The 22,427-nt window shown below is 41.7% G+C and carries 26 protein-coding genes and 1 pseudogene; 23 read left to right on the forward strand and 4 right to left on the reverse strand.

Annotated features, from left to right (window positions below; genetic code table 11):
- Window positions 1–201: 201 nt before the first annotated feature.
- From UB32_RS10360 to UB32_RS10395, 8 genes are all read left to right on the forward strand, one after another.
- The gene (locus UB32_RS10360) at window positions 202–603 is read left to right on the forward strand and encodes a DsrE/DsrF/DrsH-like family protein (RefSeq protein WP_044393550.1); all 402 of its coding nucleotides are present in this window, start codon (window positions 202–204) and stop codon (window positions 601–603) included.
- A gap of 114 nt (window positions 604–717) precedes the next feature.
- Window positions 718–957: a sulfurtransferase TusA family protein gene (locus UB32_RS10365; protein WP_044393552.1), complete on the forward strand. Its 240-nt coding sequence runs from the start codon at window positions 718–720 to the stop codon at window positions 955–957.
- Window positions 958–1,068: 111 nt separating this feature from the next.
- Complete coding sequence (locus UB32_RS10370; RefSeq protein ID WP_044393554.1) at window positions 1,069–2,205, forward strand: NAD(P)/FAD-dependent oxidoreductase; 1,137 nt, start codon at window positions 1,069–1,071, stop codon at window positions 2,203–2,205.
- Window positions 2,206–2,219: 14 nt separating this feature from the next.
- Window positions 2,220–2,780, forward strand: coding sequence for a DUF1641 domain-containing protein (locus UB32_RS19030; RefSeq protein ID WP_052807007.1), 561 nt, complete (start codon window positions 2,220–2,222; stop codon window positions 2,778–2,780).
- Window positions 2,781–2,895: 115 nt separating this feature from the next.
- Window positions 2,896–3,339, forward strand: a complete 444-nt coding sequence (locus tag UB32_RS10380; RefSeq protein WP_241768477.1) for an NUDIX hydrolase — start codon at window positions 2,896–2,898, stop codon at window positions 3,337–3,339.
- Between the two features lie 348 nt (window positions 3,340–3,687).
- Window positions 3,688–4,422, forward strand: a complete 735-nt coding sequence (locus UB32_RS10385) for an aminoglycoside adenylyltransferase domain-containing protein (RefSeq protein ID WP_044393556.1) — start codon at window positions 3,688–3,690, stop codon at window positions 4,420–4,422.
- A gap of 36 nt (window positions 4,423–4,458) precedes the next feature.
- The gene (locus UB32_RS10390; RefSeq protein ID WP_044393557.1) at window positions 4,459–6,237 is read left to right on the forward strand and encodes a M3 family oligoendopeptidase; all 1,779 of its coding nucleotides are present in this window, start codon (window positions 4,459–4,461) and stop codon (window positions 6,235–6,237) included.
- A gap of 213 nt (window positions 6,238–6,450) precedes the next feature.
- On the forward strand, window positions 6,451–7,239 hold the full coding sequence (locus UB32_RS10395) for a phosphatidylserine decarboxylase (RefSeq protein WP_044393559.1): 789 nt from the start codon (window positions 6,451–6,453) through the stop codon (window positions 7,237–7,239).
- 80 nt (window positions 7,240–7,319) lie between these two features.
- On the opposite strand, the gene UB32_RS10400 is transcribed toward UB32_RS10395, so the two are convergent.
- Entirely contained in the window at window positions 7,320–7,460 is a 141-nt protein-coding gene (locus tag UB32_RS10400; RefSeq protein ID WP_044393561.1) for a sporulation histidine kinase inhibitor Sda, read from the reverse strand.
- Window positions 7,461–7,860: 400 nt separating this feature from the next.
- Here UB32_RS10400 and UB32_RS10405 point away from each other — a divergent pair, with 400 nt between their 5' ends.
- From UB32_RS10405 to UB32_RS10440, 8 genes and pseudogenes are all read left to right on the forward strand, one after another.
- Window positions 7,861–8,376: a YqeG family HAD IIIA-type phosphatase gene (locus tag UB32_RS10405; RefSeq protein WP_044393563.1), complete on the forward strand. Its 516-nt coding sequence runs from the start codon at window positions 7,861–7,863 to the stop codon at window positions 8,374–8,376.
- Between the two features lie 2 nt (window positions 8,377–8,378).
- Window positions 8,379–9,482, forward strand: a complete 1,104-nt coding sequence (gene yqeH / locus UB32_RS10410) for a ribosome biogenesis GTPase YqeH (RefSeq protein ID WP_044393565.1) — start codon at window positions 8,379–8,381, stop codon at window positions 9,480–9,482.
- A gap of 43 nt (window positions 9,483–9,525) precedes the next feature.
- On the forward strand, window positions 9,526–10,356 hold the full coding sequence (gene aroE / locus UB32_RS10415) for a shikimate dehydrogenase (protein WP_044393587.1): 831 nt from the start codon (window positions 9,526–9,528) through the stop codon (window positions 10,354–10,356).
- 3 nt (window positions 10,357–10,359) lie between these two features.
- The gene (yhbY, locus tag UB32_RS10420; protein WP_044393567.1) at window positions 10,360–10,653 is read left to right on the forward strand and encodes a ribosome assembly RNA-binding protein YhbY; all 294 of its coding nucleotides are present in this window, start codon (window positions 10,360–10,362) and stop codon (window positions 10,651–10,653) included.
- A 19-nt stretch (window positions 10,654–10,672) separates the two neighbouring features.
- Window positions 10,673–11,278: pseudogene (locus tag UB32_RS10425) on the forward strand (nicotinate-nucleotide adenylyltransferase).
- Window positions 11,256–11,801 carry a bis(5'-nucleosyl)-tetraphosphatase (symmetrical) YqeK gene (yqeK, locus tag UB32_RS10430; RefSeq protein WP_431305968.1) on the forward strand — a complete coding sequence of 182 codons (546 nt, stop codon included), beginning with the start codon at window positions 11,256–11,258 and terminating at the stop codon, window positions 11,799–11,801. Before UB32_RS10425 ends, yqeK begins: the two are co-directional and overlap by 23 nt.
- Window positions 11,802–12,155 (forward strand): ribosome silencing factor, encoded by a 354-nt coding sequence (rsfS, locus tag UB32_RS10435; protein WP_044393573.1) that lies wholly within the window; start codon window positions 11,802–11,804, stop codon window positions 12,153–12,155.
- Complete coding sequence (locus UB32_RS10440; RefSeq protein WP_044393575.1) at window positions 12,155–12,904, forward strand: class I SAM-dependent DNA methyltransferase; 750 nt, start codon at window positions 12,155–12,157, stop codon at window positions 12,902–12,904. Before rsfS ends, UB32_RS10440 begins: the two co-directional genes overlap by 1 nt.
- 106 nt (window positions 12,905–13,010) lie before the next feature.
- On the opposite strand, the gene comER is transcribed toward UB32_RS10440, so the two are convergent.
- Window positions 13,011–13,832, reverse strand: a complete 822-nt coding sequence (comER, locus tag UB32_RS10445) for a late competence protein ComER (RefSeq protein WP_044393576.1) — start codon at window positions 13,830–13,832, stop codon at window positions 13,011–13,013.
- Between the two features lie 90 nt (window positions 13,833–13,922).
- Here comER and UB32_RS10450 point away from each other — a divergent pair, with 90 nt between their 5' ends.
- The 3 genes from UB32_RS10450 to UB32_RS10460 all read left to right on the forward strand — a co-directional run bounded on the left by UB32_RS10450 (window position 13,923) and on the right by UB32_RS10460 (window position 17,401).
- The gene (locus UB32_RS10450; RefSeq protein WP_044393577.1) at window positions 13,923–14,531 is read left to right on the forward strand and encodes a helix-hairpin-helix domain-containing protein; all 609 of its coding nucleotides are present in this window, start codon (window positions 13,923–13,925) and stop codon (window positions 14,529–14,531) included.
- Between the two features lie 98 nt (window positions 14,532–14,629).
- Window positions 14,630–15,040, forward strand: coding sequence for a deoxycytidylate deaminase (locus tag UB32_RS10455; protein ID WP_044393578.1), 411 nt, complete (start codon window positions 14,630–14,632; stop codon window positions 15,038–15,040).
- A gap of 21 nt (window positions 15,041–15,061) precedes the next feature.
- A complete protein-coding gene (locus UB32_RS10460; RefSeq protein ID WP_052807009.1) occupies window positions 15,062–17,401 on the forward strand; it encodes a DNA internalization-related competence protein ComEC/Rec2 in 2,340 nt (779 codons plus the stop codon).
- An 86-nt stretch (window positions 17,402–17,487) separates the two neighbouring features.
- Here UB32_RS10460 and UB32_RS19440 read toward each other — a convergent pair whose 3' ends face one another.
- On the reverse strand, window positions 17,488–17,622 hold the full coding sequence (locus tag UB32_RS19440; protein ID WP_044393579.1) for a YqzM family protein: 135 nt from the start codon (window positions 17,620–17,622) through the stop codon (window positions 17,488–17,490).
- Between the two features lie 326 nt (window positions 17,623–17,948).
- On the opposite strand from UB32_RS19440, the gene holA reads away from it, so the two are divergent.
- Window positions 17,949–18,968, forward strand: coding sequence for a DNA polymerase III subunit delta (gene holA / locus UB32_RS10470; protein ID WP_044393580.1), 1,020 nt, complete (start codon window positions 17,949–17,951; stop codon window positions 18,966–18,968).
- Between the two features lie 65 nt (window positions 18,969–19,033).
- On the opposite strand, the gene rpsT is transcribed toward holA, so the two are convergent.
- The gene (gene rpsT / locus UB32_RS10475) at window positions 19,034–19,294 is read right to left on the reverse strand and encodes a 30S ribosomal protein S20 (protein ID WP_044393582.1); all 261 of its coding nucleotides are present in this window, start codon (window positions 19,292–19,294) and stop codon (window positions 19,034–19,036) included.
- A gap of 206 nt (window positions 19,295–19,500) precedes the next feature.
- Here rpsT and gpr point away from each other — a divergent pair, with 206 nt between their 5' ends.
- The 3 genes from gpr (at window position 19,501) to UB32_RS10490 (ending at window position 22,272) form a co-directional block, all read left to right on the forward strand.
- Window positions 19,501–20,625: a GPR endopeptidase gene (gene gpr, locus UB32_RS10480; RefSeq protein WP_044393583.1), complete on the forward strand. Its 1,125-nt coding sequence runs from the start codon at window positions 19,501–19,503 to the stop codon at window positions 20,623–20,625.
- Between the two features lie 89 nt (window positions 20,626–20,714).
- Window positions 20,715–21,920: a stage II sporulation protein P gene (gene spoIIP, locus UB32_RS10485; RefSeq protein WP_044393584.1), complete on the forward strand. Its 1,206-nt coding sequence runs from the start codon at window positions 20,715–20,717 to the stop codon at window positions 21,918–21,920.
- Between the two features lie 25 nt (window positions 21,921–21,945).
- Window positions 21,946–22,272: a YqxA family protein gene (locus tag UB32_RS10490; protein WP_307192116.1), complete on the forward strand. Its 327-nt coding sequence runs from the start codon at window positions 21,946–21,948 to the stop codon at window positions 22,270–22,272.
- The last annotated feature ends 155 nt before the right edge of the window (window positions 22,273–22,427 follow it).

The following is a 22,427-nucleotide window of genomic DNA, read 5'->3' on the forward strand; positions in this document are numbered from 1 at the left end:
CAGTAAGTGGGGGTAGTTCAATAGGAATATTTACTTTCCATTTATTTTTAATTTTCAATAGATATTCCTGTGAACAAGTTGTTTTGTCACTTTTTAGACGAACAATGTTCACACAAAAGAAACAGACATAGATATGGGGGTATGGGTATAATTCATTTGTAAGGTAATTTCATTTAAAAAGATACTAGGAGGAAATAAATTATGGAACAGCAAACACCATCTTTAGCGGTTATTTTAGTATCAGAAGATCTTGAGAAATTGCATGCTGGGGCTCTTGTTGGATCGGTAGCATCCATGTCAGGAATGACGGTTAATGTATTTGTGACAATGAACGCTCTTAAATCATTCCGCAAGGACAGCTTCGAAAACGAAGACTTTTTGACCGGCACAATCGGCAAAGAACTGCTTGCAAAGAAAATCCCACTATTTGATTCGCTTCTGCAGGAAGGAAAAGAAATGGGCGTATTGAATATTTACGGATGCGCCTTAGCTATGGACATCATGGATTGGAAAGAAGAAGATATGCTGGATGTATTCGACGGCATCATCGGGGTAACGAAATTCCTTGGAATGACTCAGGGAGCAACAGTCATTTCTATGTAAAAACCAGGAAAGTGAATTTGGCGTGCAGGCCTTTCCCACTTTCCCCTTTATGCAAATATAAAAAAATCTTTTCTTATTTTAACACAAACCAGTAACTTACAGGAGGAAAAAATCATGAGTGAAGTACTAGTAACTAAATCAATCGATGCAAGAGGAGCATATTGCCCAGGACCATTAATGGAATTGGTAAAAGGAATTAAAACAGCAAAAGTCGGAGATGTAGTGGAAGTCCTTTCCACTGATAAAGGATCAGCAGTGGATATCCCAGAATGGGTTAATAAAATGGGTCACGAGATTGCCTACATCGAAAGTGAAGGCGATGAATTCAAGATCGCAGTTAAAAAGGTAAAATAATTGATCGCTGTTAGACACAGGCTCTTTACGGTGATTTCAGCGTTCAAGCCGTAAAAAAGTCCAGAAGGAACAACAGCCTTGATCAAAGAATCCAGTAAAGAGGTGGACAATATGACAAAAAAAATCGTGATTCTTGGAGCAGGAAGCGCGGGTACAATGGTTGCAAACAGGTTAGCCCGCCAGCTTGGCGAAGAAATTAAAAAACAAGAAGTCGAAGTAACGTTGATTTCCAATACAGAAAAGCATACTTATCAGCCAGGATACCTTTTTATCGCGTTTAATGAAAAACCGTCCGAGCATTTTATCAGAAAGCAGGATTCGCTTGTCCACAGACATGTGAATCTTGTATATGATGATGTCGAGAAAATCGATGTAGAGAAGAAAACGGTGAAAGGCAAAAAGCAATACCAGTATGACTATCTAGTCATCGCAACTGGTTCCCATCCTGACTTTGACAGTGTTCCAGGTTTGCGTGAAGGTGCGCATAACTTCTATACTCTCGATGGAGCAGAACGCCTTCGTGATGACCTTGCAGTGATGGAAAAGGGCAGAATCCTGATCACCATCGATGTACCGCACAAATGCCCAGCTGCTCCACTTGAACTGGCATTGATGCTGGATGACTATTATCGCAAAAATGGCAGACGCAAGGAAATTGAAATCAAATACGGCTATCCGATCGGCCGTGTTCATTCATTGGTTCCGGTTGCCGAATGGGCACTGCCACAGTTTGAGAAGCGCGATATCAAATTTGAAACATTCTTCAATCTCGAAGAAGTGGATCCTAAACGCAAGGTTGCGATCACGATGGACGGATCGGAACACGAATATGACATGCTGATTACAATTCCGGCACATACTGGCGCGAAAGTAGTGATTGATTCAGGTATTGGCGATGAGTCCGGCTTCATTCCAACAAATCGTACATCATTGAAAATGGCTGGCCAGAACGATGTCTATGTAATTGGTGATGCAACCGACTTGCCAATCAGCAAAGCTGGGTCAACAGCACACTATCAATCAGAATCCCTGGTTGCCAATATCATCAGCAGAATATCCGGCCGCCCGGAAACGGCTGTATATAACGGCAAGGTGGCTTGTTTCCTTGAAAACAGCCTAGATGATGCCAGCATGATTACATTCGACTACAATAACCCACCGCAGCCAGCAGAGACTTCTGACCTTCTGCACTGGTTCAAAGCGGTATACAATGAGCTTTACTGGTTAAATGCCAAAGGGATTTTATAGAAGGGGTGGTTGAGATGGCTACAGAAACACCTCAATTGCAAAAAACGGAACAACATAAGCTTGTTGGCTTCACGGATGCAGCCATGGGGGCAGTAACCGGGGAAATGGTCTCGACAATTGCCGAAACGGGTGTCAAGATGATTGAGATGGCCGATGATTTGCTTCAGCCGGAAACACTCTCTCTATTAAAGGCCCTGCCTGAAGTAGCCGAGAACCTCGAGCGGACTTTAATGGAAGTAAAACGCATGGAAGAAACCGGTGTGCTGAAATCGCTGATGCAGCTTGCGGATATGGCTGCTGCTATGAAGGGAGCGATGACAGGACCAATGGTAACCGATATGGTGGAAAAGGCAATCAAAGGTGTAGAACTTGCAGATTCCTTCGTCCAGCTTGGTGCCATCGACCTGGTGGACGGTATGCTAACAGCGTTCCATCATGCTCAGGAGGAAACAAAAGACAAAGAGCCTCTGACCTCCATTCAGCTAATGAAGGCTGTTACACAAAAAGAAACAAGAGAAGGAATGACCTTGATGATTTCCTTCCTGCAGAACCTGCCAAAGCAATTGAATAAATAGAAAAAGAGAAGGGAATTCCCTTCTCTTTTTCTATTTATAAAACAATGCAAATATTAGAAATTTTGGAAAAGTAGCATTATAATTATAATGAAAATAATAGACGAGGAGATTTATTATGAGTATCATTACATTCGGTGATAAAGAAGATGGTAAAGAGTACATATGGAGACCTGCTGTTTATTGTTTAATTTTCAATAGTAAAAAAAATAAATTGGCTATTATTGAAACAAGTGATCGTAAGTATTTTCTTCCAGGTGGTGGAATAGAAAAAAATGAGACACATAAAGAGTGTTTAAAAAGAGAAGCCCTTGAAGAAATGGGAATGGATATTGAAGTAGGTTCTTTCGTGGGTTGTGCCCGAAGATATTTTTATTCCACGAATGAAAATAAATACTACCTTAATGAGGGTCATTTTTATTTATGTGAAATGGGTGAGCAGATAGGTAAACCAATAGAAGAAGATCACATCCTCAAATGGATGGAACCATCCCGAGCTTCAGAAAGCTTATTCCACGAACACCAAAGCTGGGCAGTTAAAGAGGTACTAAAAATTGTTTAACTCACAAGTGCTTAAATTATTCGGATGTTTGACAGACTTATTCTTGCTTTACTAATAACGATGCAGTTTAGTGCAAAAAAAATTATAGTATTTTTATGGTAAACTTTAAATAAGAGGAGGTACTGATGAAAAGAACTTTATTGTTTTTTACATTATTTATTCTTACTACTACACATCCTCAGTTCAAGCATTAAGTTGGGCATATCCTTTTGCCGTTTGGAATGGGAACGTATTTAAATGAACTATAGGGGCAGTTTAGTTTAATAACTTGAGGAGGGATATACTATAACTTATTATTGGGCAAATTGTTCTTCGGATATTAAAGAGTTTGTTCTCCATCTGCTATTTATGACAAAAGAAGTTGTCCAAGACAATTTTACTGGATTTTACATACACGGCTCACTTGCAATGGGGGGGTTCAATCCTAATCGTAGTGATATTGATATTTTGATTGTCACTGAAGCCCCATTAAAAATTGAAACCAAAAGACGATTAGCACTCCTTTTCCTTGCTCATTCAAACAAACCTTTTCCTGTTGAAGTAAGCTGTGTAAACCGAGAACAATTAAAGTCATTCGAGCACCCTTGTCCTTTTGACTTCCATTATAGTGAATTTTGGAGAGAACGATATGAAGAGGACCTGAAATTAAAGACATATGAGTTTTTAAATGGTGAGATTAAGAAAGATCCAGATTTGGCAGCACATATAACTATAATCAATCATCGGGGAATATGCATTGAAGGAAAATCCATTGTTGAGGTATTTCCTTTGATTCCTCAATCCTTTTACAAAACTTCTATAATTGGAGATTTTAATGAATGCTTAGAATATATATTTGAAGAGCCTGTATATTGCACGTTGAATTTAATTAGGGTGTATTTGTACTTAAGTGAAGGAATTATTTCATCTAAGCAAGAGGCAGGAAACTGGGGATTGTCATCACTGCCAATAGAGATGTTCGTTTCACTGCAGAAGGTGATGTATAACTACTCCCACAAGCAAGGCACTTATCAACTTGAGGAAAATGAATTGTTGTTTATCAGAAATTATTTTGCTAATAAAGTAAGAGGGTTATTGGGCTAACGGAGCAGTAATGTGGGCAAGCGAGGGGGAATAAAAATGACAAATACATATTCTGATGTTTGGGATCTTGAGGTGTTTTTTAAAGGGGGAAGCAGTTCTCCGGAATTTGCAGATCATCTAAAGGCAGCAAGCGAGGAAATTGCAATATTTAAACAAGAGGTAGCGGATTGGAAACCAAATGCTCAGCCGAACCAGAGTTCAAAGCTGGAATATCTAGTGGAGCGGTTTGAAGGAGCGGCGAAAAAAGTAAGGCAGGCGGGTGCATTTGTGAGTTGTTTGCACGCACAGAACACAGATGATAAGAAGGCTGGCCAATTGAAAGCGACGGTCACTGAACTTAGTGCTTCCTTGCAAACTGCACTGACCATTTTCGATCAGAAGCTATCCAGTTTTTCTCCTGATGTTTGGAACGGGCTTTTGCAGGATGGACTGTTGAAAGAGCTCCGTTTTGTGCTTACTGAGCGACGAAAACGGGCGGCGGAAAGGCTTTCGGAAAAAGAGGAATCTGCGATAAATGCCTTAAGCGTGGACGGGTACCATGGATGGGGCCAGATGTATGACCTTCTTGTCGGAACTACAAAAATCCAATATAAAGAGGAAAGCCTTTCTGTCGGCCAGGCTGCCAATAAAATGTCAGATGCTGACCGTTCTGTCCGAAAAGGGGTTTTCAAGGCATGGGAAAAAGCCTGGAAAGAAAAAGAGGATTTTTACGCTAAGACACTCAATCATCTCGCTGGCTTCCGCCTGAATGTCTACAAACTGAGAAGCTGGGAGGATGTGTTGAAGGAGCCGCTTGATATCAACCGAATGAAACGTGAAACACTCGATGCGATGTGGGAGGTTATTTCCGAAAACAAAGAGCCGTTTGTCCGGTTTCTGAATCGAAAAGCTCATCTTCTTGGACTTAAAAAACTGAGCTGGTACGATTTAGATGCGCCAATTGGCAATGCTGAATCAAAAATGTCCTATCAGCAAGGAGCCGATTTCATTGTTGAGAACTTTGCGCAATTTGGCACAGAAATGGCTGGCTTTGCAAAAAAAGCATTTGAGGATCATTGGATTGAAGCGGAGGATCGGCCAGGCAAAGCACCTGGCGGCTTTCATACGTTCTTTCCTGAATCCAGTCAATCAAGGATCTTCATGACCTACTCCGGTTCGCCAGCCAATGTCTCTACATTGGCACATGAACTTGGACATGGTTTCCACACATATGCAATGAGGGATCTGCATCTGCTGAACCGGAATTATGCGATGAATGTTGCAGAAACTGCGTCTACCTTTGCTGAAATGATTGTTTCGGACGCGGCTGTGAAAAATGCGCAAACCAAGGAAGAAAAGCTTGGTTTATTGGAGGATAAGATTCAGCGTTCCATTGCACTCTTGATGAATATTCATGCCAGATTTCTGTTTGAAACCCAGTTCTACGAAGAGCGAAAACAGGGAGTAGTCAGTCCGGAAAGATTAGCAGAATTGATGAAACACGCACAAGAAGAAGCATATGCTGGTGCACTCGAAGAGTATCACCCGCTGTTTTGGGCGTCCAAGCTGCATTTCTTTATAACGGGAGTGCCGTTCTATAACTTTCCATATACATTCGGCTATTTATTCTCTGTTGGCATTTATGCGATGGCCCTGGAGTCAGGTAAAGGATACGAAAAAAAGTATATTGCCATTTTGAAGGATTCGGCATCAATGACCGTTGAGGAACTCGCCCAGAAACACCTGAATGTCGACCTCACGGAAAAGGATTTCTGGGAAAAAGCGGTTCGCATGTGCGTCGAGGATGTAGAGGAATTCTTGGCTTTGACAGAATAGATTTTTGCATTAGTTGCAAACAAACGAAACCCCAGCCTTTTTTAGGATGGGGTTTCCCTTTTCTTAAAACAGATTTATAAAAAGATCTTTACCGAAAAGAACTAGCACAATAGGACATTATATAATACTATATAGTTCTAAGCAAAATATGCATTTTCTTAAAAATTTCTTTTTTGGCGCTTTAACTCAATCACATAATCGGAGGTATGTTCCTTGCTTCAGTCTATCTATCGCCTGCTTATTGAATTGACGAATGGAAAATGGACGTCGGCCATGCTGCATAAATTCGCAAATTCAAAGAGCAGCAAAATAATCATCCCTTCGTTTGCAAAAATTTACGGGATTAGTCAAGACGAAATGGAAAAACCGCTTGAAGAGTATGAGAGTCTGCATCACTTTTTTATTAGGAATCTGAAACCAGGATCAAGAACGATCGAAGAAGAGCCTTTGTCAATTGTCAGTCCTGTAGATTCAATCATTGAAGATATTGGGGAAATTTCCGCGGCTAAAACGATTACCGTAAAAGGGAAGGTGTATTCGATCTCTGAGATGCTCGGGAATGAGGAAGCAATGGCCCGCTATGAACAAGGCAAATATATGATTTTTTACCTTAGTCCAAGTCATTACCACCAAATTCACAGCCCAGTTGCAGGCGATGTCATTAATCAGTGGACGCTAGGAAGGAAGTCCTACCCAGTAAACAAGCTAGGGCTAACATATGGAAATAACCCATTGTCCAAGAATTTCCGTAAAATAACGGAAATCAAGCATCATTCTGGCACGATGGCCGTTATAAAGGTGGGCGCAATGTTCGTCAACTCGATTGAAACCACATATACTGGAACAAGTCTTAAGAAAGGCGAGCGTATGGCGTATTTTACCTTCGGCTCGACTGTGGTACTCCTGTTTGAAAAAGGAACTGTGAACTTGCTGCCAAACATTACTCTGCCATATCCGATTAAATATGGCGAAAAAATCGGTACCCTCGTTGGACAAGAGTGACCTGACAGGCACAGGATGAATCTGTGTCTTTGACTTTGCATATGAATGTAATTCCAAAAAGAAAAGCCCTTTTTGGGCTGTTAAGAAGAAACTTTGATTCGGTTGGACAAAGACCGTCGGTGGATTTCCGTTTCTATTAAATGGATAAACTCATTGCTAAGGTTCAATTCTCTTGCTTTGAAATAGGATTCAATCAATAGGTCGTCCGATAGCTTGCGCATTCAGTCATTCACCCCCAAAAGCTTCTAAATCAGATTTTGACTGCATATAATTGTAGGTTGTTCGTTTCTACCCTTACTCTAGCAGATAGAAACTTGCAGAACAACCGTTCTGGTTATCCACAATCATCGGTGGGTAACCTGTGATTAACTTGTTTATAAACTCGATATTCGTAATAAAATCAATGTGTATATTGTGCATAAGGTTATCCACAGGATTGAAAATCGCTGAATTTTGTCGAAAAGTTTTTTGGAATTCTATGAAAAAAACCAAAAAATGCCGGTTGTTGTCATTTTTTATCATCAATTGGCTTTGAGGTTTGTATGTTTGTTTTGAATACGTTGCTAAAATTAGGTATGATGTTAACGATGTGATCGGAATTTACTTAATGAGGTGTTAAAATTGCTAAAGCATTTTTTACCTGACCAGCATGTGAAAAATATATTTGAAATTGATCCTGATGGGCTAAGGGAGAAAGGTGTCAAAGGAATCATAACAGATTTGGACAATACCCTCGTAGAATGGGATCAGCCCACTGCGAGCCCTAAGCTAATCGAGTGGTTTGATAATATGAGAAGAAATGAAATACTCATAACGATTGTTTCAAATAATAATGAGCAAAGAGTCAAAGCTTTCTCTGACCCGCTTCAAATCCCATTTATTTTTCAAGCGAGAAAGCCAATGACCAGGGCATTCAATAGGGCGCTCAAGCAAATGGGCTTGCGAAAAGAAGAAACGGTTGTGATTGGCGATCAGCTGCTAACGGATGTCCTTGGCGGGAATAGGAGCGGATTCCACACCATTCTCGTCATTCCGGTTGCCCAGACAGATGGATTTGTGACCCGATTCAACCGGAAAGTGGAAAGAAGGATTTTAAATTGGTTTAGGAAACAAGGAAAGCTGAATTGGGAGGACTAAATTTGAATGAGCAATTGATCTGTACCGGCTGTGGTGTGAAAATCCAAACTGAAAATCCCGAAGAACTGGGTTTTGCCCCTGCTTCCTCACTGGAGAAGGAAGTTGCTGTATGCCAGAGATGTTTTCGTTTAAAAAACTATAACGAAATTCAGGATGTCAGTCTAACGGACGATGATTTTTTAAAAATCTTGAATGAACTTGGAAACAAGGATGCACTGATTGTCAAGATTGTCGATATTTTTGATTTCAATGGCAGCTGGCTGCCTGGTATTCAACGGTTTGCCGGAAAAAATCCGGTATTATTGATTGGGAACAAGGCTGACCTTGTGCCGAAATCGGTCAAGCAGCGAAAACTGATCGACTGGATGAAAAAGGAATCAAGGGAATTGGGACTAAATCCAATTGACGTCTTCCTTGTGAGTGCCGCAAAAGGGCATCATATCAAAGAAGCTGCAGCGGCAATCGATGAATATCGCAATGGCAAGGATGTCTATATTGTTGGTTGCACAAATGTCGGGAAGTCCACTTTCATCAATAGAATCATCAAGGAAGTGACTGGTGAAGGGGATATCATTACAACTTCCCATTTTCCAGGAACAACTCTTGACATGATTGAAATTCCGCTTGAAGATGGAAAAGCAATTGTCGATACTCCTGGAATCATCAATCATCACCAGATGGCCCATTATGTAGATAAGCGCGATTTGAAATATATTACACCTAAAAAGGAAATCAAGCCCAAGGTGTATCAGCTGAACGAACAGCAGACCTTATTTTTCGGTGGCCTTGCCCGTTTTGACTATCTATCAGGCGGCAGAAGATCGTTTCCTTGTTATATTCCGAATGAAATCAATATCCATCGAACTAAGCTTGAGAATGCAGACGAGCTGTATAAGAACCATGCAGGTGAAATGTTGACTCCGCCACGGCGGGAGCAGATGGATACATTTCCAGAGCTTGTCCGCCATGAATTCACGATTAAGGAAGCCAAAACGGATGTTGTTTTTTCCGGGCTTGGCTGGGTAACAGTGAATGATGTAGGTGCGATAATTGCCGCATTTGTTCCTAAAGGGGTTCATGTGATGCTCAGAAGGTCGCTGATTTAAACTAGCTGGCAATCTAAACTTGGAAGGAAAGAGCGGAAGAAAAATGAAAAAATTGTTCGGCGTCATCGGGGATCCAATTGGGCATTCAATGTCTCCTGAGATGCATAATAATCTATTTGACTTTTATGGAATCGATGCAGTCTACCTGCCATTTCATGTCAGCAAACAAAATCTTGAGGCGGCAGTAAAAGGGTTGAAAGCATTGGGTGTTAGTGGCTTCAATGTGACAATTCCTCATAAAACAACTATCATGGACTTTCTCGATCAAATTGATCCTTTGGCAAAAGCAATCGGAGCTGTCAATACAGTCCAAAATGAGAACGGCTGTTTGACAGGTTACAATACGGACGGCCCTGGCTTTGTCAAAGGGCTTGAATCCATGGGTGCTGATCTTGGTTCAAGGTCAGCTTTGATAATTGGTGCTGGTGGGGCTTCGAGAGCGATCTATTTCTCCATGGCCCAGGCAGGAATCAAGCAAATCGACCTATACAACCGGACAGCTGATAGGGCCGAGGAATTGGTTCGTACCTGCCCATTCAAGGTTCGCTCAAAGGTGCTTGACAGAGAAACAGCTGAAAAGTCACTGCATGAATATCAATTGATCGTCCAGACCACTTCGATTGGAATGTTCCCTAATCTAGAGGGTTTGCCGCTTTCGCTTGACCAGCTTTCTCAGGGCACAATTGTCAGTGATATCATTTATAACCCTCTGAAAACAAAGTTTTTAGAAGAAGCTTCAAAAAAAGGAGCAAAAATTCAAAATGGCGTCGGAATGTTTGTTTTTCAGGGAGCACTTGCTTTCGAGAAATGGACCGGGATTTTTCCAGACACCGAGACAATGAGAAGGAATGTTTTAAGAAATTTAGGAGGTTAACATATGTTAACAGGTAAGCAAAAAAGTTTTTTAAGATCAAATGCCCATCATCTTACTCCCATTTTTCAAGTTGGCAAAGGAGGGGTAAATGAAAACATGGTCAAGCAAATCGCAGAAGTTCTGGAAGCGAGAGAGTTGATCAAGGTGAGCATCCTAAAGAATTGTGATCAGGATAGAGATACCGTAGCAGAGCAGCTTTCCCGCGGAGCAAAAGCTGAACTTGTGCAGGTAATTGGCAATACCATCGTTTTATATAAAGAGTCACGCGAAAATAAGCAAATCGTTCTTCCAAGATAAAAAACAGGGAGGTGCCGGATTGAAGAAGGTTGGCATTCTCGGCGGTACCTTTAATCCGCCGCACACTGGACATTTGGTTATCGCGAATGAGGTGCTTCAAACGTATGGGCTCGATGAGATATGGTTCATGCCCAATCAGGTTCCGCCGCATAAAATAGTCGACTTGCCGATCAGCAATTCTGACAGATTAAGGATGATTGAGCTTGCGATTGCTGATAACCACAAATTCAGGCTGGAAACAAAGGAACTTGACAGAAGTGGCCCTTCCTATACGTATGAAACGATGAAAATACTGAAAGATAACAATAAAGACATTGATTTCTATTTTATTATTGGCGGCGACATGGTGGAGTATTTGCCTAAATGGCGTAAGATTGATGAGTTGCTAAAGATGGTCAAGTTTGTCGGGGTAAGCAGGCCCTCTTACTCGATGGAAACAAATTATGATATTCTTTTTGCTGAAACACCGCAAATGGATATCTCTTCAAGAATGATTAGAGAAAGAGTGAAGGCAGGCAGAAGCACTCGCTATTTGCTGCCGGAATCTGTAAGGATTTATATAGAGGAGCATGGTTTATATGGAGCGTGAACAAGCACTTCAGATGGTGAGGCCGCAACTGACTGAGCATCGCTATCTGCATACACTTGGAGTGATGGAGACTGCCATCAGACTGGCTGAGAAGTACGGTGCAGATGGCAAGAAAGCGGAATTGGCAGCCATTTTCCATGATTATGCCAAATTCAGGCCAAAGGATGAAATGAGGCAGATCATTAAGGAACAAAAGATGCCAGCAATCCTGCTGGAGTTCAACAGCGAGCTTTGGCATGCACCGGTAGGAGCCTTTCTAGCTGAAAAGGAAGCAGGCATTCAAGATGGAGAAATCCTTGATGCCATCCGTTTCCACACTTCTGGCAGGGTGGGCATGACCCTCCTTGATAAAATCATTTATCTGGCTGATTATATTGAGCCAGGTCGTCATTTTCCAGGTGTAGAGGAGATAAGGGAGATGGCAGGAAATGATTTGGATGCGGCGCTGATCCAGTCCATGAAAAATACGATCCAGTTTCTTATGAAAAAAAATCAGCCAGTCTTTCCAGATACGTTTCACGCATACAACAGCTTGGTAAAAAATAAGGAGGGTGATTGAATGAACGATCGACAATTATTAATGACAGCTGTCAAAGCGGCTGATGATAAAAGAGCAGAAGATATCATGGTATTGAATATGAGAGGGATCTCACTGATTGCCGATTACTTCATAATCTGCCACGGAAATTCAGATAAGCAAGTGCAGGCAATAGCCCGTGAAGTCAGGGAAAAGGCAGAAGAACAAGGGAATACGGTAAAGAGAATGGAAGGGTTCGATGAAGCAAGATGGGTTCTAATTGATATTGGCGATGTGGTTGTTCATGTCTTCCATAAGGAAGAAAGAAGCTATTATAATTTAGAACGACTTTGGGGAGATGCGCCAATCGAAAACGTACAAAGTGAGCTGTATTAATGTCATACGAACGATTTGCTTATTTGTATGATGAGCTTATGAAGGACGTTCCCTATGACAACTGGGTGAACCTTACCGAAGCCTATAAGCAGAAATTTCAAGTAGAGGGAACGAGGCTGCTTGATCTTGCATGTGGAACCGGCGAACTATCCGTTAGATTTGCACAAAAAGGATACGAAGTGACCGGAGCAGACTTGTCTGACGATATGCTTTCCGTTGCCCAAAGGAAGGCACAGACACGATCTTTGCCTATCCAATTCTTCCAGCAGGATATGACAGAACTAGATGATTTAGGTGAGTTTGATATCATCGGCATCTATTGCGATTCTCTAAATTATTTAGAGAATGAACTGGCAGTCAAGCAGACATTTGAAGGGGTATACCGTCTATTGAAACAGGGAGGCTTGTTTATTTTTGATGTCCATTCCCTTTATAAAATGGACGATGTTTTTGCGGATGCAACATTTACTTGGGATGAGGAAGAAATCACCTATATATGGAACGCCTTTAAGGGCGACGAACCGCATAGTGTGGAACATGAACTGACGTTTTTTGTGCTCGACGAAAAAAGCGGAAAATATGATCGTGTCGATGAAGTACATCGCCAGCGTACCTATCCAGAAACAAAATACGTAGAGTTGCTGAAGCAGACAGGCTTTGATAATATGGAAATTTCCGGAGATTATTCCCTCCAGGCTCCTGAGTCCACAGCTGAACGATTATTTTTTGCGATGATCAAATCTAAATAGGGTTTATCCCCCATGCAGAAAAAGTCTCCCGTTTGACGGGAGACTTTTTTGTACTTTTTTTGTCACAATTTTTAGAGAGGATTTTCATGTTAAATGGCGAAAATTTTTAGAGACCGAATTGCTCCTTTATTCTTTCCAATTCTGTTTCATATTTTTTCTGTGTCGCCCGGAAGACCTGTTGAAACATATCTCCCGTTTCACGATCCAGCACTTTGATCCCTTCTCCTGTTATGCCGCCTAGTACGCAAACCTTTTCCTGCAAAGATTGTAATGTATAATGATTTTGACTCAAAAGTTCACCTAAACCAATTAACATCTCGCTTGTTAGTTTGGTGGCAGTATTTTGATCAATTTCCGTTTCTTTGACAGCTCCATTGATAAAGCTCTGGACAAGGTGACTAAAGAAAGCTGGGCCACAGCTGACAATATCGGATGCTACTCTTGTGATCTCCTCTTCTATTTCCAGCGGGACAGATATTTTTTTGAAAAGAGTAAATAGGGTTTCCCTCCATTCCATCGTACATCGAGCTCCAAACGAGAAAAGGGAAACTCCTGCAAGTGCCCTGTTTGTAATGCTTGGAATGATTCTCATCACAGAACAATCCACTTTGCTTTCAATTTGGTTGACACTGATTGGGCTGGTTATGGAGATTACGCATTTATTTCTGCTAAGTACAGGATTGATGGTTTCGAGGACGCCTAAAACATCATGGGGCTTCACACATAGGAAAATCGCATCCGCGTTTTCGGCAACTTCTGTCGCATTCCTTCCAAGTGTTAAGTCTGGATATCTGTTTTGAATCTCTAAAGCTTTTGACAATGTCCTATTTGTAATCATCATGGAAGAAGGAGAAACGGCGTTCCCGTCAATGAGAGCTTCAGCGAGTATTCTCCCCATATTCCCTGTGCCTATTATCCCTATTTTCATAACCCTTCCCTCCTTCGTACAGTTTATTCTCCTATATTCATATGATTTTCATTTCTATTTTATGTCATGAAAGAAAGGTGTTGATGCTACTTGGAATGGATCAAGGAAAACAAAATCATCGTATTTGCAGGGATTGCTGTTTTGGTATTTTTTCTTTATTCCTCCCTAAATAAAGGAGATGTGGTGCTGACGGAAAAAAATCCTGAATCCCTCGGAATGGTGGAAGATTGGAACGCTAAGAAAGACGAAGTTGTTGAGGAGAAACCAATCATCATGATGGCAGAAATAAAGGGGGCAGTTACTCAGCCTGGCGTGTATGAGATAAAAGAGGGCGGAAGGGTAATTGATTTGATTGAATTGGCCGGTGGGCTTAAAAAAGAGGCAGACGCAGCTGCAATTAATTTTGCGATGTATGTGCAGGATGAAATGTCCATTTATGTGCCGCGCATCGGAGAAGAAGCTCCTGCATCTTTACCTGTACAGGAAGCCGGGGAGGCGTCTAAGGGAAGCGTGGATCTGAATTCTGCAGAATCAGCAGAACTAGAAACACTGCCGGGGATTGGTCCGGCAAAGGCGGAAGCGATCATCGAGTACCGTAAAACAAACGGACCGTTTAAAACGATTGAAGATTTAAAGGAGATCAGCGGAATTGGTGAAAAAACTTTTGAAAAACTAAAAGACCTGATTTTGGTAAAATAGCAGAGTGGAAATTGAACTCTTGTGACCAAAGACGTAAAATGAGGGATATATAGGTTGGCATAAACAATATACGGAGTAAACGAAAGGGGGAATACGGAATGGAGCGAAAGAGTTGGGATGAATATTTTTTGGATATTGCCGAAGAAGTTGGCACACGGTCTACCTGCCCAAGGTTGCATGTCGGCTGCGTCATTGTCAAGGACAAGCATATCGTTTCCACCGGTTACAATGGATCGATACATGGTCATGACCACTGCGAGGATGTCGGCTGCCTAATTAACGAACAGGGGCGGTGCATTAGGACGCTGCACGCAGAGGAAAATGCGGTTCTCCATGCGGAAAGAGGAATGCTAAAAGGAGCAACGGCGTTCGTTACGCATGAACCTTGCGAAAAATGCTCCAAGACGCTAGCACAATCTGGGATTTCGAGGATTGTTTATAAATTTGCCTATCCTAATAAATACAATGATCTTTTCCTAAGGGATGTAGAGGTTGTCCATTTGCCTTAATAAATCAAAAGGACCAAAAAAATGAAATTTATACAGATTGCATCCATCAGAGGGCGGCTGGTTTACTTTGCCGCTGTCTCGCTGATGGGCTTGCTGACTATGAAAGAAAATGCCCTAATCTATGGAACGGTGTTTTTGCTCGCCATCTTCTGGTTGCATAAAAGAAAGAAATTTCCGGAATCGCTCCTCGTCCTTTTGACAGGTTGTTTTGCTTTGTTTATGGCAGCCGGGTACTTTGATGAGGTTGACACAGTCTATAATGGTAGCGAAAAACACTTTCTTATTTTATTTGATGATGAAATGAACATAGACGGTGATACGCTTTCTGCTTATAGCACATCCAAGCCTGCCAATGAAAAAATCCTCATCAAATACAGAATCAAAACAATTGCTGAAAAAGAACTCATTCAAAATCATCTCACCCCCGGAACAGCCTGTTCTGTCTCCGGAACCCTCTCAAGTCCGTCGCCTGCCACCAATCCAAATGCCTTTGACTACAAAAGATTCCTTGAACGAAAGAAAATATCCTGGATTCTTGAAGCCGATCAGCTATCTTTGGAGACATGTCAACATAAGCCACAAAGTATGGTAACTATGCTTAAAGGCTTCCGACAACAAGAAGTGCTGAAAATCGATCGGATATTCTTTGATGAGACTTCGGCGCTTATGGCAGCATTGCTTTATGGCGAAAGAGATTTATTTAACCCTGAAACCGAACGATCCTACCAAAAAATCGGAATCGTTCATTTATTGGCGATTTCAGGATTGCATGTAGCACTGCTAGCGGGAATGTTCTACTTCATTAGTATTTGGCTTGGGGTGACGAAGGAAAAAACGGAGATGATGATGCTTATTTTCCTACCGGTGTACGCAATTTTGACAGGACTCGCACCACCTGTCGTTCGATCAGTTGCTATGCTGCTTCTATTGATTGGTTCAAAACGCTTTTCGGTCCAGTTGAATCCTTTAGATGCCATCTCAGCCGCATTCATGATGATGGCATTATGGCAGCCAGCAATCATTTATGACGTAGGCTTCCAGCTGTCATACAGTGTCAGTTTTTCTTTAATTTTTTCGGCGCCAGTCATTCTGAAAACCTTCAAATCGTTTGCAGGGCAAACTGCTGCGGCTTCGTTGATCGCTCAAATCTCCAGTCTCCCAATTATTATTTGGTCCTTCCATGAAGTCTCAATCCTATCCATTCTCGCTAATCTTTTTTTTGTTCCTTTTTTCTCGTTTGGATTGCTTCCACTCTTGCTGTTCTCCTATATCATTTTCTTGTTTGGATCCCCTCCTCCGGTTTATTTGCTTTTTTTGGAGACACTGATCCACTATGTCAACCTTTTTGCTACCTGGCTTTCCGGTCTTCCGCTATCGACACTCGTCGTTGGCAAGCTGGAGCCAATCCTGGTGATTTTGCATATTCTATTGCTTCCGCTTTTTTTTCTCAAGTGGGAAGAATTTGTAAGCAGGAGATCCAAGCCCCCAATGTGGATCTTCACGCTTCCTTTTCTGCCGCTTATTATGCAAATGGTTTTGCCTTATATGAACCCATATGGAAAAATCGTGTTTCTGGATGTTGGCCAAGGCGACAGCATTTTCATCAGGTTACCTTATAACCAAGGAAATTATTTAATCGATACCGGTGGTGTGCTCCTTTTTGCAAAGGAAGATTGGCAGCTGAAAAGGAGTTTGTATGATCCAGGCGAAAAGATCGTCGTTCCATTTTTGAAAAGCGAAGGAATTAGGAGCCTGGATAAACTGATTTTGACGCATGGGGATGCAGATCATATTGGAGGCTCTTTAGCAGTATTCAACGAAATCGGTGTCAAACAGCTGCTAATTCCGCGAGTCCCTGACCGCTCGGAATTGGAAAACAGGATAATGGAAATTGCGAACAAAGAGGGAACAGAAATCCATGAGGCAAAAATAGGGACGAGTTGGAATGCGGGTGAAGCAGATTTCCTCATTCTTAACCCCAATCAGATTCCTGTTGAACGAAATGACGGTTCGATTGTGTTGCTTGCCAATTTTGGCGGAAAAAAGTGGCTTTTCACGGGAGATCTTGGAATAGAGGGCGAACGTTCCTTGGAGCAGACCATCGAAAAGCTGGACATCGATGTATTGAAAGTGGGACATCACGGCAGCAAATATTCCAGTTCGGAAAGCTTTCTGGAATGGACAAATCCGGAATTCGGGATTATTTCTGTCGGGAAAAAGAACAGGTATGGCCATCCAGGCAAAGAGGTACTGGAGCGATTGGAGGAAGCGGGAGCAGCAATTTACAGGACAGATGAAGATGGAGCTATTATTTACAAGTTCAAAAGCAATTCAGGAACCTTTACGCAACAAGTGCCATAATATAGAACAAATAGCAATTCAGATGATAAGAAAAGAGACTGCATCAAAAAATGCAGTCTCGATAATTTTATTCTATGTAGCCGTGATTAACTTCCAATCAACTGTACAACGGTCGCAATAACAAACATTGTTGCAAAAAATCCAAAAGAAACGATGAATCCAACACCTGAGTCAACAGCGTCATTGCGATTGCTTTGGACATTCTTTTCGAATTGATTCACAGTCAATCCCCCCTATTAATTCTCTAATAGTATAAGCGATTCGATTGAAAAAATCCAGTCTTCTCTTTCTGTTTACCTATTTCGTAACAGTTGTGGAGCAAATGTCAAGAGTTGACACAAATACTTTTCCCGCTAAAGGCTAAAATAAGTGTAACTTCTGATGCACCGCTGCCTTATAAGTATCCTAGGCCTTATATTGCAGCGTTCATTATAGATAAGGGAATTGGCCGGATAACCGAAGCCAATTCCCTTACAATGCTTGTCAAAATGTCCAAGCTTGTTTACGATAGACAAAGGGGAAACTAGAATGAACGGAGCGGAAAAAAGTGGTATTGGACATTTGGAAAAAGATAAGCAAAAAGCAGGTAGATCCTGTCTATTTATTATATGGAACAGAGGCTTTCCTAATAAATGAAACGAAACAGCTGCTAGTGGACAATGTTTTGGAAGAGGAAGAAAAAGATTTCAATTTCTCGGTATACGATCTTGAAGAAACGCCAATCGAGGAAGCATTGGAAGATGCAGAGACTTTTCCCTTTATGGGGGAGAAACGTTTGGTCATCTTGCAGAATCCTCTGTTTTTAACGTCTGAAAAGTCAAAAGGAAAGATAGACCATCAGCTCGCCAAATTGGAGTCTTACTTAAAACAACCGGCTCCGTACTCCATCCTCGTATTTTCGGCTCCTTATGAAAAATTGGATGAACGCAAAAAAATAACGAAAGAGCTAAAGCGGAATGCAACCGTTGTAGAAGCCAAAAAACTGACCGAGCAGGAAACAAAAGCGTGGGTAAGAGAGCGCGCTGTCACGCACGGTTCTGGGATTGAAAATGATGCAATCGAACTTTTATTGGCACTCGCAGGAACAAATTTATTCATGTTGACATCTGAAATTGATAAGCTGGCGCTTTATGCTGGAGAAAATCAGCTGATTCGCAAAGAGATGGTGGATCATCTGACTGCAAGGTCTTTGGAGCAAACTATTTTTTCTCTTGTTGATAAGGTTGTCCATAAGAATGTGGAAGCTGCCTTGAGAATTTATTATGATCTCTTGAAGCAAAATGAGGAACCAATTAAAATTCTTGCAGTGCTTACAGGACAATTCAGGCTGATATACCAGGTAAAGGAGCTTGCACGGAAGGGATATGGTCAACAGCAAATAGCTGGCACGTTAAAAATCCATCCATACAGGGTTAAACTTGCTGCAGGACAAGCAGGGGCATTTTCAGATGAAGAATTATCTAGGATCATCATGCTTCTCGCAGATGCTGACTATCAAATGAAAACTGGCGGCATGAAAAAAGAAATGCTGATTGAAATGATCTTGTTTCAAATGAAAGGCAGGTAACTACATAATTGGGAATAAAAAAACGACCATTACAGGTCGTTTTTTTATTAGCATTATGAAAAAAATTAGCCGTTAGCGTTCAATTTTTTCATAAGACGGGCTTTTTTGCGGGCAGCTTTATTTTTATGGATCAGACCTTTAGCTGCTGCTTTATCAAGCTTGCTAGCTGCAAGAGCGAAAGAAGTTTTTGCTTCTGTGTCATTGTTCACGATCGCTGCTTCAGCTTTTTTAACTGCTGTACGCATAGTTGATTTAACAGTAATGTTTTGAGCTTTGCTCTTTTCACTTGTTTTAACGCGTTTAATTGCAGACTTAATGTTTGGCATTCCGTTCACCTCCTAAAAAAGCATCGAGATTTTATGGAACTCGACATTTCCAGTACATTTCTTTTTTTATTGAGAACATATGATATTTTATCAAACAGGGGTCAAGAATGCAATACTCTGCTTTAATTATGTCCAGAGTACTTGAATGTTTTTTTAGATAAAAGGAAAAGATAGGCAATAGTATGCTGTTTGGGAGGAATGCGACAATGAAGGAACAAATCGACTTGAGCATGTATTCAATCAGGACGGACCTGGCTGTGGAAGCGAGGGAGATGGTGCTAGCAGATCATGCGGAAACCGTCCGTGCAAAGGAAAATCTCTCACAAATAGAAGGCGTCATGATAAAAGAAAAAGAGGAAAATGATATAAAAATTTCGCTCGTCGAGGTAACCGCCGAGGGGGAGAAAAACCTTGGGAAAAAACAGGGACAGTATTTGACCATTGAAGTTGTCGGGATTCGCCAGCAGGATACCGAGCTTCAAGGAAAAGTAGAGAATGTTTTTGCTAATGAATTTGCGCAATTTATCAAACAATCCGGCATCAAAAAGGATGATTCCTGTCTTGTAGTCGGGCTTGGAAACTGGAATGTGACGCCTGACGCCCTCGGACCGCTCGTCTGTGAAAATTTACTCGTGACCAAGCACTTATTCGATCTGCAGCCAGAGTCTGTCGAGGATGGGTACCGCTCAGTCAGTGCACTTGCCCCTGGTGTGATGGGATTAACGGGGATCGAGACATCGGATATTATCTTTGGCGTAGTAGAAAAAACGAAACCGGACTTTGTGATTGCGATCGATGCGCTGGCATCACGCTCGATTGAGAGAGTAAATTCAACCATCCAAATTTCCGATACAGGGATCCATCCAGGCTCTGGGGTAGGAAATAAAAGGAAGGAACTAAGTAAAGAAACCCTGGGAATACCAGTCATTGCCATCGGCGTACCAACAGTTGTTGATGCTGTTTCTATTACTAGTGACACGATTGATTTTATATTAAAGCATTTTGGAAAGGAAATGAGCGAGGGTAACAAGCCTTCGAGGTCACTTGTGCCGGCAGGGATGAGTTTTGGCAAGCGAAGGAAGCTAACGGACGAAGACATGCCAGAAGCAGAAAAACGCCAAACCTTTATGGGGATCATTGGCACGCTCGAGGATGAAGAGAAAAGAAAGCTCATTTACGAGGTTTTGTCACCATTGGGTCACAACCTGATGGTAACCCCAAAAGAAGTCGATGTTTTCATCGAAGATATGGCGAATTTAATCGCCAGCGGTCTTAATTCTGCGCTGCATTCGAATATCGACAAGGATAACACAGGAATGTACACGCACTAAGTATTTTTCAAGGAATTAAACGAAATTATGGTTCTATCTTCTCTAGCAAAGTCATAACATTTACTAGACTTGCATGAAGAGGTGGAACAATGAGAATTACGAATCGATCAGGAATTATTGTAGCTGTCCATGGGACTCAAGTTGTAAAAGCCGCGCTAGCGTTTGTTTTTTTTCTCATTGGGATTTTTTCGATAAGTGGAGCTATGACGACACTAAGGCCAGAACTGCGGATATCGTCCGATTCCGTTCATCAGGCTGCTACCAATTTAAGTGGCGAACTGCTATTTAGTTTAATGGGCTCGGAGAATCATCAATTTCTGCAGTCCCTCCCAGAGGAATATGAAGCACCCAGGCTGACAAATGTGCTGTTTACGCTAACTACGAATATCAATTTAGACGATCCAAGAAGCCTATTAGGAAGAGAGTTGCCTGGCTTCCCACTTTTTGATGGAAAAATTTTAGTTGCGGGAGAAGGGACAAATTATACGAACATGCCAATGGAATCTGCTCCTCCGTTTGAAGTGTTAAAGGCAGAACAGGAAGCAGCTTTGCAAAACACTGAAGATTTTCAAGATGCTTCACAAGGTGAGGCGGGAGATCCGCCAATATCAACTGGCGATCGAAAAGCGGTGTATATTTATTTTACCCATACAAGAGAATCGTATCTTCCCTACCTTAAGGGTATAACCGACCCTAACCAGGCGTATCATTCGAAGGTGAACGTCACCAGGATTGGTGATCAGCTAAAAGCAGATCTTGAACAGCGTGGAATCGGAACGACGGTGGACAAAACCGATGTCATGGAAAATCTGTCCAAAAAAGGACTCGGATTTGGAAAAGCCTATCAGGAAGCACGCCCAGTGGTGGAAGCAGCCATGACAGGAGACCGGAATTTGCAATACTTTATTGATATCCATCGAGATGGGTATCGCAAAGATAAAACAACTATTCAGATCAACGGAAAATCCTATGCCAAACTCGCCTTTATCATTGGCGGGGAAAATGCGAATTACGAGAAAAACCTCCAACTTGCTCGAGAATTGCATAATCTCCTTAATGAAAAATATGGAAAGGGTTTAAGCAGGGGTGTCATCGAGAAAAAGGGTGCCTCAACAAATGGAAAATTCAACCAAGATCTGTCAGGTAATGCATTGTTGATCGAATTTGGCGGCGTCGACAATACATTTGAGGAATTGAACAGGTCCGCGGATGCACTTGCAGATGTATTTAGTGAATTCTACTGGCAGGCAGAAAAGGTAGAAGCTCCAGCAATTCTGCCTCCCGACAAGAAATAAAATAAATCAGGTGATCGAGTTGAAGATGTTCATGCTAAAAAGCTTGATGCTAGCTTCTCTATTGTTTATATCCGTATTGTTCGGCATGCAACAGGCGAACGAAGGAATCCAAAAAATGAAAGGCTATGAAGATCCGAAATTCAAAAGTGCCTTCAGTATAAAAGAAACGGAAAGCGGCACCTTAGAAACCGCTATCCTCGGCAGAGACATCTCTAGCCATGACCTTGAACAAAAACAGAAACAGCTAGAAAAAATGAAGGCATTCAACCTCTTTTCATCGATGGGCAAAAAGCTGGCAAACGGAATCTCCTCTGTAATGGAGAAAGCAGTAGAATTGATTACCGGGAAGTAGCGAGAACAGCGGGCTTGTGGCCTGCTGTTTTTCATTTGTGTGGCGTTTTTGAACGATGAAATACCAGTTAATGGTGTATGCCGTCGCCAATAGAGCGTATTGGAACACCGAAACACCAGATACTGGGAAATGATGTAACCAATAGAGCGTATTGG

Source organism: Mesobacillus subterraneus, from assembly GCF_000934845.1.
GTDB classification, from domain to species: Bacteria; Bacillota; Bacilli; order Bacillales; family Cytobacillaceae; genus Mesobacillus; species Mesobacillus stamsii.